The organism is Burkholderia sp. MSMB617WGS (assembly GCF_001532025.2).
Lineage (GTDB): Bacteria > Pseudomonadota > Gammaproteobacteria > Burkholderiales > Burkholderiaceae > Burkholderia > Burkholderia savannae.
Genome location: NZ_CP013457.1, coordinates 2,121,407 through 2,135,450, shown reverse-complemented (window position 1 = coordinate 2,135,450; position 14,044 = coordinate 2,121,407). Strand labels below are relative to the sequence as shown.

General features: G+C 66.0%; 9 protein-coding genes. 5 read left to right on the top strand and 4 right to left on the bottom strand.

The window, feature by feature from the left end:
• Nucleotides 1-168: 168 nt before the first annotated feature.
• From WT60_RS33560 to WT60_RS10585, 3 genes are all read right to left on the bottom strand, one after another.
• Entirely contained in the window at nucleotides 169-678 is a 510-nt protein-coding gene (locus WT60_RS33560) for an activator protein (RefSeq protein ID WP_145986769.1), read from the bottom strand.
• A gap of 967 nt (nucleotides 679-1,645) precedes the next feature.
• Nucleotides 1,646-2,995: an MFS transporter gene (locus WT60_RS10590; RefSeq protein ID WP_060356067.1), complete on the bottom strand. Its 1,350-nt coding sequence runs from the start codon at nucleotides 2,993-2,995 to the stop codon at nucleotides 1,646-1,648.
• 112 nt (nucleotides 2,996-3,107) lie between these two features.
• Nucleotides 3,108-5,078: an acyl-CoA synthetase gene (locus tag WT60_RS10585; RefSeq protein WP_038742978.1), complete on the bottom strand. Its 1,971-nt coding sequence runs from the start codon at nucleotides 5,076-5,078 to the stop codon at nucleotides 3,108-3,110.
• A 376-nt stretch (nucleotides 5,079-5,454) separates the two neighbouring features.
• Between WT60_RS10585 and WT60_RS10580 the strand changes: the two genes are divergently transcribed.
• The 4 genes from WT60_RS10580 to WT60_RS10560 all read left to right on the top strand — a co-directional run bounded on the left by WT60_RS10580 (nucleotide 5,455) and on the right by WT60_RS10560 (nucleotide 10,918).
• Entirely contained in the window at nucleotides 5,455-5,643 is a 189-nt protein-coding gene (locus tag WT60_RS10580; protein ID WP_060356052.1) for a DUF3562 domain-containing protein, read from the top strand.
• Between the two features lie 687 nt (nucleotides 5,644-6,330).
• A complete protein-coding gene (locus tag WT60_RS10575; RefSeq protein WP_060356053.1) occupies nucleotides 6,331-8,097 on the top strand; it encodes a methyl-accepting chemotaxis protein in 1,767 nt (588 codons plus the stop codon).
• Between the two features lie 37 nt (nucleotides 8,098-8,134).
• On the top strand, nucleotides 8,135-8,647 hold the full coding sequence (locus WT60_RS10570) for a chemotaxis protein CheW (protein WP_038743311.1): 513 nt from the start codon (nucleotides 8,135-8,137) through the stop codon (nucleotides 8,645-8,647).
• Nucleotides 8,648-9,706: 1,059 nt separating this feature from the next.
• Nucleotides 9,707-10,918, top strand: coding sequence for a porin (locus WT60_RS10560; RefSeq protein ID WP_060356055.1), 1,212 nt, complete (start codon nucleotides 9,707-9,709; stop codon nucleotides 10,916-10,918).
• Nucleotides 10,919-11,219: 301 nt separating this feature from the next.
• Here WT60_RS10560 and WT60_RS10555 read toward each other — a convergent pair whose 3' ends face one another.
• The gene (locus tag WT60_RS10555) at nucleotides 11,220-12,257 is read right to left on the bottom strand and encodes a LacI family DNA-binding transcriptional regulator (RefSeq protein ID WP_060356056.1); all 1,038 of its coding nucleotides are present in this window, start codon (nucleotides 12,255-12,257) and stop codon (nucleotides 11,220-11,222) included.
• A gap of 449 nt (nucleotides 12,258-12,706) precedes the next feature.
• Between WT60_RS10555 and WT60_RS10550 the strand changes: the two genes are divergently transcribed.
• Nucleotides 12,707-14,011 carry an extracellular solute-binding protein gene (locus WT60_RS10550; RefSeq protein ID WP_059670416.1) on the top strand — a complete coding sequence of 435 codons (1,305 nt, stop codon included), beginning with the start codon at nucleotides 12,707-12,709 and terminating at the stop codon, nucleotides 14,009-14,011.
• Nucleotides 14,012-14,044: the final 33 nt, after the last annotated feature.

Here is a 14,044-nt window from a genome sequence, read left to right as displayed (position 1 = left end):
AGCGTCCCTTGGCGTTTCTGCGGCGCCGGGCGCTCCAAGAGCGCCCGTTGCGCGACCGCATTATCGATGGCCAGCGACGAGAGCGCCGACTCACGCCCGACGCCTGCTCTGACGATAATGAACGTGTGGTGTCGATGACGCCGTTCGGACTGGACGCCGGCTGGTGAATTACGGCGAAACGTGCATGTATGGATTCGTCGTTAGCGCACCGGTGATGCCGCACCCGCCAGATAGAGCGACATTATTCAGGCCGATTACGGTTTCGCCATCGGCTTCGCGTATTTGCGTCACGACTTTACTGGGGCCGCATTGTCCGCCCACTAGCGGTGCGTTGACGTTGACTGACACGTTATCGAGCGTCAATTGATTGGGGCCATCGACTTGACCACTCCAGGGTGACGTCACGCTTGCGTTGGCCTTAACGACCTTGCAAAGCGCAGATCCGCTGAAATTTGCACTGGTGACCAGGAGTTTGCCCGCGCCGTCGATCGTGCCGGTAAATACGATCGTGCATCCAATCGGAATACCCGCTTTACTGACGGTGGCCGGCCCGCTTGCGGTAAAAGGCATCGGCGCTCCTGCGCTGCCGGGCGGAGTGATGACCACCGCTTGCGAGACGGAAGTCGAGAGTAGTGCCGCGCATGCCGCCGCGGTGGAGAGCATTCCTTTGAGCTTCATGATTTATCTTCCTCGATATGAGAATGGGATTCGGCGTCACTCTCGATTGACGAGCACGTTCAATCCATCATCCGGCCGCCCAAGGGGAGCAATGAAAATTGACGGCAATCAATTTACTGAAAATTCGGCGTCTTGCGTGAATGGCGACAAAACCAATTCGACTTAGATTGGGTAAGCCACTAATATATGAATCGCCTCTATAGTTAATCAACAAATCATTGATTACATAATTTCATCCTGGTTTTGTGTAATTTGAAAAGATGTTGGATGGCCGACCATCCTTGTTTTATAAAACAAATGTGCCCGATGAAGGAGCGATTTATCGTTTATTCGATTATTCATCTTACGCAAAATCGAGCGCCGCAATGAACCGGTGAAGGATCGGTGTGAATGCCATCGCATCTCGGAACAAGTATTCAACCGGCGGCGTGATAATTGGGCGGCGTGGACATGGCCGTTGCCCGTCGACTCAAGAATTCGGAAACGACGAACGAGCGGCTAAAAGGCTTGATGGCCGATCAGGCGCTCGCCCATCGATGACCTGAAGTTCATCAGCAAAAATGCGCGCCTGACCGGCCGGCGAAGTGCTGATGGTCTTGATTTCGCGAATCTGCTCGGGAATCCAGAGCCGATCCGCGAAACCAACGTTTCGTAAGATTGAGGAGCGCAGGCATGGGTGCGTCTGATTCCGACGGCGGCCTATACGAAGGAATTTCGCTGCGAGGCCGTGAAGCGGGCGTTGACCGCACCGCACACGCGTATCGGGGGCGGGCCGGCGCGGCCGAGCTCCGTCAAGACACCGGCAAACCAGGGACGAGCGGCCCGATCGCGGGTCGCGACATTGCGCGCTGGCCTATCGATCGGCCTGCCGAACCGTGCGCGCCACCCGGCCGTCCGGCCGCGACACGTCCGCGCTTCGCCCCGACGCACGCCGGCCGCCGATTTGCGCGCTGATTTGCTCGCCGCGTCACTCCCGCGACCGGCGCGCCGGCCCCGCGAGCCCTTCGCCCGCGCCCGCCGGCAGCGCGGCGAACATCGGCACCGACGCCAGCACGACGAGCGCGATCGCAACGAACGCGCACGCGAAATCCGTCTGGCTCGCGCGGCCGCGCCCGCCCGCCAGCATCGCCAGATGCAGCGCGCTCGCCGCAACGGCGACGCCGACCGCGCGCATCAGTTGCTGCGCGGTTCCCTGAAACGACGTCGCGGCGGCGAGCCGCTCGCTCGGCACGTCGGAGAACACGAGCGCGCCCATCGACGCGAAGCTGAGCGAGCGCGACAGCCCGCCCACGAGCAGCAATGCGAAGATGGCCGCATCCGGCCACGCGGCCGACAGCATCGCGCACGCGACCAGCACCGCGGCGAACGATGCGCTGCCCGCGATCAACACCGTGCGCATCGACGCGCGATGCAACGCCGCATGCGTCATCGGCCGCATCACGAGCGAGCCGAGCGCGCTCGCAAGCGTGATGGCGCCGCTTTTCGACGCGCTCGCGCCGAAGCCGACCTGCAGCGTCAACGGCACGAGAAACGGCAGCGCGCCGGCCCCCGCGCGAAACAGGCTGCCCGCGATCGTCGCCGCATGAAAAGTAGGAATCCCGAGCAGCGACAAATCGACGGCCGGATGCTCGACGCGCCGGCAATGGCGGATCGCGAGCCAGCCGAGCACGACGCCCGCGCCGACGCCGAGCGCCGGCACGCCAGCCGGCAGCACGCCGCGGCCGGCCGTTTCGACGCCGAGCATCAGCGCGGCGAGCGCCGCACCGACGAGCAGCATGCCGACGAGGTCGGGCGGCGCGCGCCGCTCGCCCGCCGACGCGGGGATGAGGCGCGCGGCGAGCGCCGCGCCCGCGACGCCGACCGGAACGTTGATCCAGAACACCGCGCGCCACGACAGCGCATCGGTCAGGAAGCCGCCGAGCGGCGGACCGAGCAGCGGACCGACGAGCGCGGGCATCGTGAGCCAGGTGGTCGCCGCGAGCATCTCGTCGCGCGACACGCCGCGATAGAGGATCAGACGGCCGACGGGCACCATCAGCGCGCCGCCCGCGCCTTGCAGGACGCGCGCGGCGATCAGCGCCGCGAGCCCGTTCGCCGCCGCGCACATCACCGACGCCGCCGTGAAGATCGCGATGGCCGCGATGAACACGCGCTTCGCGCCGAAGCGGTCCGCGATCCAGCCGCTCACGGGGATGAACACGGTCAGCGCGACGAGATACGACGTGATCGCGCTGCTCAGGAACACGACGTTCACGTCGAGGTCGCGCGCCATGCTCGGCAGCGCGGTCGCGACGACCGTGCTGTCGAGGTTCTGCATGAAAAGCGCGCTCGCGACGACGGCCGCGGTCACGCGAAAGTTGCCGGCGCGCGTCAAGGTTCGGCTCGCATGACGGATGGGCGGTGGATCAGGCGGCGCAAGACGGCCGCGGTCACGGCGCGCGCTCGCGCTGCGTCGCCGCCTCGCATGCGGGCGCCGCGGCGGGCGCGCCGTCGCCGATCCAGTCGACCGGGAACGCATGGCGAGCGAGCAGCTCGGCGAGGGCGTCGCGCGAGCCGCGCGCGGCGATCTTCGCGACGAGCCCGCGCCGCGCGTCCTGCACGACGTCGACCTGCTCGAGCTCGATCTGCGCGTCGCGCGCGCACGCGGCGACGACGTCGGCGATTTCGAGCCGCTGCAGCTCCGGCTTGAAGATCTTGCCGACCGCGGTCGTCGGCACCGCATCGAGTATCCGCACGTGTTTCGGCACCGCCGCGCGCTCGGGAATCGCGCCCGCGGCGAACGCGAGCAGCGCGCGCTCGTCGGCGCTCGCGCCCGCTTTCAGCTGGACATAAGCGACGGGCAACTCGCCCGCGTGCGCGTCCGGGCGGCCGACCGCCGCCGCCAGCGCGACGGCCGGATGGGTCGCGAGCGCGTCCTCGATGATGCGCGGATCGATGTTGTGCCCGCCGCGGATGATCAGCTCCTTCTTGCGGCCAACGAGCCAGAAATAGCCGCCCGCGTCGCGGCGGCCGAGGTCGCCCGTGTTCAGCCACCGCTCGCCCGCGATGTCGATCCACAATCCGCGCTCGTGCGCCGGATCGAGATAGCCGCGAAACACGTTCGGCCCCGCGAGCGCGATCAGCCCGACCTCGTCGACGAGCGCGTCGCGCACGTAGTGCCCGGTGTCGTCGACGATCACCGCGCGCATCCGCTGATACGGCAGGCGCAGGCCGATCGAGCCGATGCGCCGCTCGCCGTCGAGCGGATTGAGCGACGCGACGCACGCGCTTTCGGTCAGCCCGTAGCCCTCGACGATCTTCACGCCGGTCGTCCGCTCGAAGCTGCGCGCGAGCTCGGCGGGCATCGGCGCGGCGCCGCACGCCGCGTATTCGAGCGAGCCGATGTCGTGCCGGCCGACGGGCTGCTGCAACAGCGCCGCGAAAAGCGTCGGTACGCCCGAAAACGCGTTGATCCGGTATGCCTCGACGATTTCCCAGAAGCGCGCGATCACGTTCTTGCCGCGATAGCCCTGCGGCGTGCCAAGCACGACGTGATGGCCGCGCAGCCAGGCCATCAGGCCCGTCACGAGCTGGCCGTTCACGTGAAAGAGCGGCAGGCCGCAGAACACCGTGCGCGGCGCCTCGCCGTCGCGCGCCTGCGTTTCGCTCGCCGACCACACGTCGAACACCTCGGAGCCGTGCGTGCGCACCGCGATCTTCGGGCGGCCCGTCGTGCCGCCCGTGCAGAAGTACGACGACGGCTCGTCGGGCGCGATCGTGCGCGGCTTGATCAGCCGGTCGCCGGGCTGCCGCCGCATTTCGGCGTGCAGATTGACGATCCGTATGCGCTTGTCGCGCATGCGCGCCTTCTCGCGGCGCTCGATCCACGCGAGCGCCGCGCGCTTGGGCAGCGACACGTACGGCCGCAGGTCGACCCACACGACGGTCTCGACGGTCGGCATCGCGTCCAGATGCGGCGCGAGCTTCGGCCAGACGTCGACGCCCGGCGTCGGCGCGAGGCAGATCAGCACCTTCGCGCGCGCCGCATCGACGAGCTCGGCGATCTGCGCGCCGTCGAGGAGCGGATTGATCGCCATCGCGATGCCCGCCGCTTCGCCGCCCCAGATCGCGAAATGCGTCTCGGGCAGGTTCGGCAGCACGAACGCGGCGACGTCGCCCGCGCCGATCCCGGCGCTCGCGAGCACGTTCGCGGTCCTGACGATGTCGGCGTGCAGCTCGGCGAAGGTCCACGTGTGCGAACGGGCGTGCCGGTCGGCGTCGAGGAAGAAGGTTAGGGCGGGCGCATCGGGCGTCTTCGCCGCGCGCTCGTCGAAAATCTGCAGCGTGCTTGCGGGCAGCGCACGCGCGTGAAGCGGCACGCGCTCGATCTGCTCGATGTCGTGGATGTCGCGAACCGCCATGCGTGAACTCCTGTTGGACTGCGAAAGTCGTGTAAAGGATGCGAACCGCGACCGGAAGGCGCGCTCGCACGGCGGCGGTTCGTTCGGGCGGCGCCGGGACGCGATGGCGCAATTGCGACGAGAGTGTAACGTGCCGCGCGCCGGATCGCCGGCCATCGCCATCCGACCCTCCATTGCGTCGCAGCAGCGGCGGCGCGGAAGGCGGCGGGGGGCGCGGCGGTCCGCGGCGCGCATCCGGATTCGTCCGAATAGAGCTCGGGCGGCTACGCCCGCGTATTCATAGACGGATTCAATTTGCGTCGACGCTTTTGGCGTCATTCAATAGGCGTCCCGCTCCAGCCGTTTTTGTCCGTTTACCTCCCTGCGGAGTGCAAACATGGTCCAGAACCGCGTCGACGAGATCGTTCAGGCGATCGCTTCCGAAACCCGCACGCCCGCCGAGGCGGTGTCCCGGCTCTATGAAGAAACGCTGGCCGAATACAGCGAAGGCGCGCGGATACGCGATTATCTGGCCGTTCTCGTCGCGAAGCGGGTGAGGGAGACATTGCGCAATCGGGCGCATTGATCTCGCGCGTCGCGCCTCATTCGTGCGCGGCGGCTTTCAATCGGCGGCGAAAGCCCGTGGCGCCGCGGCCGAGGCGGCCCGGGAATGCCTCAGGCGTCGCGCAGCGAAGGCGCGAAGGCGCCGCCCGTGGATGCGGCGCTTGCCTTTGCGGCACGCCGCCGCATCGCCCAAATTCGGGAAGCCGCCCGGCCGCGCGTTCGTTTGAAACGGGTTCCGGATTCCGCAGTCCTTCACATTGATCAGCCGTCGCGGCACCGCGCTCGGCAGTGAGCGCGCGCGTGGCTTTTCGGTCGAATCTCGCCTCCGTGCGCGGATCGGCCCGCGCGGCTGATCCGCGGCGCATCGTTGCCATTCACGGCCAAGACGCGATCGCCCTCCATTCCGTCCAAAGTCACCGATGCGCTTCGCACTGCGACGCTTCTTCCGCCGGAAATCGATCGGTGATGCGAATCATCGATCGATGCCGGCCTGACCGCCCGCGATGCGCTGCCCGACAAAGCTTCGCGATTAGTTGACGAATCGCTGACACTTCGGCCGTCGAAACGATTGCCTCGGCCCGTAAACCCTTACGCAAACGATTTGCATACCGAAAAATGCCTCAAGCATTCGTCGGCGCAGCCGTTAGAAGACGGCAATGCATCGCACGGCGCGACGCATGTTCCGATGTTGGATGAATCGAGGTGATACATGAATTTTCAGAAATTGACCGTGAGCGCGAAACTGACGATTGCGTTCGGCATGCTGGTCGGGCTCGTGCTGCTCGTGTCCGCGCTCGCGCTGCACGCGCTCGGCGACGCGAACGATCGCTTCGCGAACTATGTGAGCGGCATCAGCGCGCGCGCGGAAGCAGTCGAGCAGGTGCGCACGGCGGTGGACCGGCGCGCGATCGCCGCCCGCAATCTCGTGCTCGTGACGAAGCCCGCCGACGTCGAGCTCGAAAAGGCCGCCGTGAAGCAAGCCGAGGATGACGTGCAGGCGAACCTGCGCCGGCTGAAGGAGCTGATCGCGAACGCGTCGGATTCGACCGACAAGGCGCGCAGCCTCGTCACCGACATCGACCGCATCGAGGCGCAATACGGGCCGGTCGCGCTCGCGATCGTCAACGCCGCGCTGAACAATCGGCATGACGAAGCGATCACGATGATGAACGATCAGTGCCGGCCGCTGCTCGCTCAGCTCGTCAAGGCGACGAACGCGTACAGCGACTACACGCGCGGCCGCGCGCAGGAAATGGTGCGCGAATCGTCCGAGCACTATGCGAACCAGCGCCTGCTGCTGATCGGCCTCTGCGCGGCCGCGCTCGGCGCGGCGGTGATCGCGGCGATCCTCATCGCGCGCGGGCTGATGCGCTCGCTCGGCGCCGAGCCCGCGGCGCTCGGCGACGTCACGCGGCGCGTCGCGAACGGCGATCTGAGCCCGGTAGCGGGCGCGCATTCGGCGCCGTCGGGCAGCGTGCTCGCGTCGATGGGCGACATGCAGGCGAGCCTCGTGCGGCTGATCGGGCAGGTGAGGACCGCGGCGGACGGCATCGCGACCGGATCGAGCCAGATCGCGACGGGCAACCAGGATCTGTCGTCGCGCACCGAGCACCAGGCTTCGTCGCTGCAGGAAACGGCGTCGAGCATGGAAGAGCTGACGTCGACCGTCCGGCAGAACGCTGAAAACGCGCAGCAGGCGAGCTCGCTCGCGGCGAATGCGTCGGAAATCGCGCAAAAGGGCAGTGCGGTGGTCGGGCAGGTCGTCGACACGATGACCGACATCAGCCAGAGTTCCGAGAAGGTCGCGGAAATCACCGGGATCATCGAGGGCATCGCGTTCCAGACCAACATCCTCGCGCTGAACGCGGCCGTCGAGGCGGCGCGCGCGGGCGAGCAGGGGCGCGGCTTCGCGGTGGTCGCAAGCGAAGTGCGCAGCCTCGCGCAGCGCTCGTCGAGCGCGGCGAAGGAAATCAAGGACCTGATCAGCGCATCGGTGCAGAAGATCCACGACGGCTCGACGCTCGCGGGCGAAGCGGGCAAGACGATGACCGAAGTCACGCAGGCGGTTGGGCGCGTGACCGACATCATGGGCGAGATCGCGGCGGCGTCCGGCGAGCAGAGCCGCGGCATCGAGCAGGTCAATCAGGCGATCGCGCAGATGGACGAAGTCACGCAGCAGAACGCCGCGCTCGTCGAAGAGGCGGCGGCCGCGTCGAAGTCGCTCGAAGAGCAGGGGCGCCAGCTGACGCAGGCTGTCGCGTTCTTCCGAGCGAACATGGACGGCGCGGCGCAGCACACGCAACATGCGCACCACGCGCAGCACGCGCAGCACGCGGCGCAAACGCCCGCCAAGCCGAAGGCGAAGGCGAAGCGCAGCGAGGCGGCGCCGCGTGCGGCCCACGCCGCGCCGACGTTCAGCAAGCCCGCGCCGGCTCTCGCCGCCGCGACCGCAACCGACGACTGGCAGACGTTCTGACCGCGACGCGCATCCGATGCGCCTGGAGGACAACGCAATGAATGCAATTCTGGAAGCGCCGCAAGCGGCGCGCGCCGGCGGGCAGGACGCGGCGCGCGACGCGCAGGAGTTCGTCACGTTTCGGCTCGGCGCCGAGGAATACGGGATCGACATCCTGCGCGTGCAGGAAATCCGGTCGTACGAGGAGCCGACGCGCATCGCGAACGCGCCGGCGTTCATCAAGGGCGTGATCAACCTGCGCGGCGTGATCGTGCCGATCATCGACCTGCGCCTGAAGTTCGCGCTCGAATCGGCCGAGTACAACACGTCGACGGTGGTCATCGTGCTGAACGTCGCGGCGCGCACGGTGGGCGTCGTCGTCGACGCCGTGAGCGACGTGCTCCAGCTCGCGGCGGCCGACCGGCGGCCGGCGCCCGAATTTGGCGCGGCGATCAATACCGGGTTCATCACGGACCTCGGGTCGATCGCGGGCGAAGACGGCGACCGAATGCTGATTCTGCTCGACATCGAGCGGCTGATCACGGCGGCCGACATCGGGCTCGTCTCCTGAGCGGATGTCGCCGCCGGGCCGGCTTCGGCGCGCGGCGATCGCGCCGACGCTGCCGGCACCGCCCGTCGCGCCCGGCCGGCTCGTGCGGGCGAGCGTCACCGCGCGCGACTCGGCGCTCGTCGACATGACGCGTCACCTTGGGCTCGTTCGTCCGGCCGAGAATGTCGCCGGGGCGGGCGCAAAGCCGAGCGCCGGCATCGCGGTCGACCGGACGAGCGGCGCGACGAGCCTGCAATTCCGCGGAATGAAGACTGAAGACCGCTTCGCCCGCGCGCGCCGCGAGCCCGCCCGTCGCCCGCAAGCGCCTGAATCGACAGCGTCGCGCTGCCCGGCGTGAACGTGACGAGCGGTACGCCGCACGCCGCGAGCGCGGCGGCGTCCCGGTAACGGGCAACCGGCATCGAGACCGGTCGCTTCGATGCCACTTTCGATGCGGCGGTAATGGGTGATTCGGTGCATGCGCGCGCCGCAGGCAGGCCGTTCGTCCGCCTGCGGCGCGACGATGCCTGCGGGTTGCGGGCGCGGAGGAACGCCCGGGTCCGCTCGACTGCAAGGCGACCAGGCAAGCAGGTGACTCGATGTGCGTGGAGCGATGCGACTTCGGCTCGGGCGCCAGAAGAATCCGCGCGAAGCAGGGCGGTGCCGCCACGCGAAACAAGTGCGATCGAGCATGATGTTGCGCTGCCATGGCGATCGGAATGCGAGCGGCATGACGGCACGCGCTCGACCGCGCTCCCTTGTGCGTGCCGCATGCGCGCAGCCGGCGCGACGAAGGCGTACGGCGTCAGCGCGGCGAGACGGCACGGAGATCCCGGCCGAAACCGGACGAATCCCGCGAGAATCCCGATCCGCCGAACAAGCGGCGCGATCCGATTGCGCCTGATTTTGCAGAGGACCTTTCCTGTTCCGCCCGTTAATCGGCGGGCGCGCCGTCTTCGATAATTGCGCTCCGTCCGTCGATCGGCGCAAGGGCGCGCATCGCCAATCGCGTCGAACAACATAACAAATAATATGCATGACCAACTATATAAAACCGCACGCGAGGCGACTTCAACCGGTATGCATGAGCCTCTTTTCTGCGGTCGCCGGCCGTGCGGCATTGCCGCCACCGTCGTCGCGGCTTGTTTCGCCGGCTTCGGCACGGGTTCGGCCCACGCACAGAGCAGCGTGACGCTGTACGGCTTGATCGATACGTCGATTACCTACGCGAGCAATCAGCGCACCAATGCCGCGGGTTCGCGGGGAAGCGGCAATTGGGCCGTGACGAGCGGCGCGCTGAATGCGTCTCGCTGGGGGTTGCGCGGCGCCGAAGACCTCGGCGGCGGACTGTCAGCCGTGTTCGCGCTCGAGAACGGGTTCTCGTCGGCGAACGGCGCGTTGTCGCAAAAAGGCGTCGACATGTTCGGCCGCCAGGCTTGGATCGGCGTGAAATCGAAAGCGGGCGGGGCGCTCACGCTCGGCCGCCAGTACGATCTCGTCCTGGATTTCGCGACGCCGCTCGGCGCTTCCGGCCCCGGCTGGGGCGGCAATCTCGCGGTTCATCCGTACGACAACGACGACTCGAACCGCAACATCCGCATCAACCACTCGATCAAGTACACGAGCCCGACGTATCGCGGATTGACCTTCGGCATGATGTACGGCTTCTCGAACACGGCCGGCCGGTTCGGCAACAACGCGGCATGGAGCGCGGGGCTCTCCTATGCGAACGGCCCGTTGAAGCTCGGCGCGGGATATCTGAAAATCAACCGGGACCCGAACGCGGCCAATGCAAACGGCGCGGTGAGCACGACGGACGGCTCGGCGACGATCACGGGCGGCAGCCAGCAGATCTGGGCCGTCGCCGGGCGATATGCATTCGGTTTGCACTCGATCGGCGCGGCGTGGTCCCATTCGGCGACCGACGACGTGGCGGGCGTTCTTCAAGGCGGCGGCATCGCCAGGCTCAGCGGCGATTCGCTGGTGTTCGACAATTTCACGATCGACGGACGCTACTTGGTCACGAGCCGCTTCAGTGTCGCGGCCGCGTACACCTATACGATGGGTCGCTTCGATACGCACTCGGGCGAAACCCGTCCGAAGTGGAATCAGGTGGTGGCGCAAGCCGATTACGCATTCTCGAAGCGCACGGACGCGTACATCGAGGGCGTCTATCAGCGCGTGAGCGGCGGCAACGGCAATCCGGCATTCAATGCGTCGGTCTGGACGCTGACGCCGTCCGCGAACGGCAATCAGGTCGTCGTCGCGCTGGGATTGCGGCATCGGTTCTAGCCGGAGCGCGTCGCGTCGCCGCGGGACGGTCGCGATCATCGGCGGCGCGGACTGCGACGTGCCCGCGCCGAACGCAGCGAACGCGACGACAATCCTCGGCCATGGCGCTCGCGATGCGAGAAGCGCCGCGCAAACGGGCACCACGGCAACCGCGTCGGCAAGACCGCTCGTCATCGGAAACCACGAACGACAAGATCAAAGCCCTCGCCGCGCGACACAAGTGGATCGACGGCAAGAAAACATTGGCCCACGCCCCGCTGCGCTGCGGATCGCGGCGGCGTTCCGACGCACTCGCAAGCGTCTAGCGGACCTGTGGCGACTCAACGCGGTTGGACGCAGGCCCGGTGGACTGCCTGATCACCAGTTCGGCGGGCAATACGATGCGTGGCGCCACCGATTCCGGGCTGTCGATTTGTGCCACTAGCGTATTGACGGCGGCGCGCGCCATTTGCGGAAAGGGTTGTCGTATCGTCGTCAGCGACGGATGCACCTGCGACGCCATCGGTATGTCGTCGAATCCGATGACCGAAATGTCGCCGGGAACTCGCTTGCCCGCCTCTCGGACTGCAGCGATCACACCAAAGGCGCGCAAGTCGTTCGCCGCGAATATCGCGGTCGGAGGGTCGGGCAAAGCGAGCAATTGCGACGCAACGTCGAATGCCTTCATCTGCGAGAGACCGCCCTGAACGAGAAGTGCCGGGTCGTTTGGCATATTGAATCGCGCAATCGCATCCAGATAGCCTCGTCGTCGGTCGCGCACGCCTTCGATCGATTCGTCGCCCGACACGAAGGCAATGCGCTTGTGCCCGAGTTCGACCAGATGTTCGACGGCCCGTAGCGCACCGCCATAGTTGTCGACGGAAACGGAGGGAAACCCGGCTAGCGTGCCGCGCTGGTCAATCACGACGACGGGCACGCGCGCCGCGGCCAGCGCGTCGAAGTAGACTGATTCCCTCGGCAGGATGGCGATCACGCCGTCGGTGAATTGCTTCATCAGCCCGAGGACGCCGTGGTGCGAATGTCGGTCTTCGTCGAACACGGTGTACACGAGGATTTCGTAGCCGCCGGCTCGCGCGGCTCTACCGACGCCGACAATCAGTTCTCCGACGAATTGATTGTCGAGCATCGGCGTCACGATCCCAATGATGCCGTTACGCCCGCCGGAGAGTTTCTGCGCGCTGCGATTCATGACATATCCAATGTCCGCAGCAATCCTCAGCACTTCCTCGCGCGTCTCCTGAGATACGCCGGGGCGATCGTTGAGCGCCCTCGAGGCAGTCATCTGCGACACGCCGGCGATTCTTGCAACATGGGCGAGAGTAGGGATTTGCTTAGTCATTGCATGGGCTTCGCAAAGAGCGGTTGGTGCTCCTCGGCTGCCGCTCGGCATGTCCTGCGCGTGCGGATGCATGCGCTGCTGCGAATCCGAGGCTCCGTTCGCACGGTATCGATAACGTCACGCTTACCGGCCGCATTCTATCAGGGCCGGTGACAACGCGCGAAGCTGCTCCGAGCCGTGCCCGCGTGCGACGATGCGCTCCCGCTTGAATCGGCCGGAAGGCCTGCGCTCCTTTGCAAAATAAGAGGGGTGGCGCACTGACCACGTCGTAACGATGGGTGCTCGCGCGAAGCGTCGCGGTTTTGCGTGGACTCGTCAAACCCTTCGCTGGCTTGCATCGCACAAATAATGGGTATACCCGAATAGCGGTCCGGATGGCGCAACCCTAACATCAATTAACGTTATCGATAACGTTCCATGTGATTAGATGAAACGATGCGGAGACATGCATGCCCGTAGTCAAACGTCTGAAGTCTGCACAAATCCTGGGTACCGCCGCGCTGCTGTTCGCCGGTTCGATGCTCTACGCGGAAGGCGCCCACGCGCAGGCGAACAAGGTCATCGTCGCGTGGGATCACCAGACCGAAGGTAATGCGCCGAAGAATGCTCGCGCGGCCGCGGATCGTTTCGAAAAGCAGACTCCCGGTTACAAAGTCGAGGATTCGCACATTCTCAACGACGCATACAAGGCAAAGCTGAAGGTGGCATTCGGCGCGGAGCAGCCGCCCTGCGTGTTCGATACCTGGGGAGGCGGTCCGCTGCGGGAGTATGTAAAGGCGGGGCAGGTCGTCGACCTCACGCCTTTTTTGCAGAAGGACCCGGCCTTTCGCGACAGGTTCTTGCCTACATCGTGGCAAGCCGTCACATTCAACGGCAAGATTTATGGCATCCCTTCCGAGAACACTGCGGTCGCGGTGATTTTCTACAACAAGGATCTGTTCCGGCAATACAACCTCGCGCCGCCAACGACGTGGGACGAATTGATGAAGGTCGTGAAGGTATTCACTTCGCACGGAATCGCACCGTTTGCGTTGGCAAACAAGAGCAAGTGGACCGGATCGATGTACTACATGTATCTGGTCGACCGCCTGGGTGGCCCCGATGTTTTCCGTCGCGCGGCGCAAAGAGCCGCGGGCGGCAGCTTCGCCGCCCCGGTGTTCATCGAGGCCGGCAAGTACCTGCAGCAACTCGTCAAGGCCGGTGCGTTCGCGCAGGGTTATAACGGACTCGACTACGACACCGGCGTGTCGCGGCGGCTGTTGTATTCCGGCCGGGCTGCAATGGAACTGATGGGCGGCTGGGAGGCATCCACGATTCAGAAAGAGAATCCGGCGTTCTACAGGAAACTCGATTTCTTCCCGTTTCCGAGCATGCCGGGCGGCAAGGGGGACCCTCGTGACGTAGTCGGGACCGTCGGCGACAGCTTCCTGAGCATCTCGGCGCAATGCCCTGAGCGAGATGGCGCCTTCGGGCTAATCAGAACGATGACGGACGATGCCTCGGTGCAGGCCAAACTGGCCGACGCGCGTATTCCTCCTGTCAAGAATCTCGCGCTCTCCGATCCCTTCCTGAAACGAATGCAGACGCTGATCGCGCAGGCGCCCAACGTCCAGCTCTGGTACGACCAGGAATTGTCGCCGAGCCTTGGGGAACGGCATAAGGACATTTCACAGGCGCTATTTGGATTGTCCGTGACGCCCGAGGCCGCCGCGGCCCAAATGGAAGATGCCGCCAAGGCGGAAGCCGGCCGATAGGCAGGCAGTCGAACGAACGAGAAACAGGAGACA

Bases quoted from the DNA above. Each gene is read 5' to 3' on its own strand.
- WT60_RS33560 (WP_145986769.1), bottom strand. From the start codon at position 678: ATGAAGCTCAAAGGAATGCTCTCCACCGCGGCGGCATGCGCGGCACTA.
- WT60_RS10590 (WP_060356067.1), bottom strand. From the start codon at position 2,995: ATGCAGAACCTCGACAGCACGGTCGTCGCGACCGCGCTGCCGAGCATG.
- WT60_RS10585 (WP_038742978.1), bottom strand. From the start codon at position 5,078: ATGGCGGTTCGCGACATCCACGACATCGAGCAGATCGAGCGCGTGCCG.
- WT60_RS10580 (WP_060356052.1), top strand. From the start codon at position 5,455: ATGGTCCAGAACCGCGTCGACGAGATCGTTCAGGCGATCGCTTCCGAA.
- WT60_RS10575 (WP_060356053.1), top strand. From the start codon at position 6,331: ATGAATTTTCAGAAATTGACCGTGAGCGCGAAACTGACGATTGCGTTC.
- WT60_RS10570 (WP_038743311.1), top strand. From the start codon at position 8,135: ATGAATGCAATTCTGGAAGCGCCGCAAGCGGCGCGCGCCGGCGGGCAG.
- WT60_RS10560 (WP_060356055.1), top strand. From the start codon at position 9,707: ATGCATGAGCCTCTTTTCTGCGGTCGCCGGCCGTGCGGCATTGCCGCC.
- WT60_RS10555 (WP_060356056.1), bottom strand. From the start codon at position 12,257: ATGACTAAGCAAATCCCTACTCTCGCCCATGTTGCAAGAATCGCCGGC.
- WT60_RS10550 (WP_059670416.1), top strand. From the start codon at position 12,707: ATGCCCGTAGTCAAACGTCTGAAGTCTGCACAAATCCTGGGTACCGCC.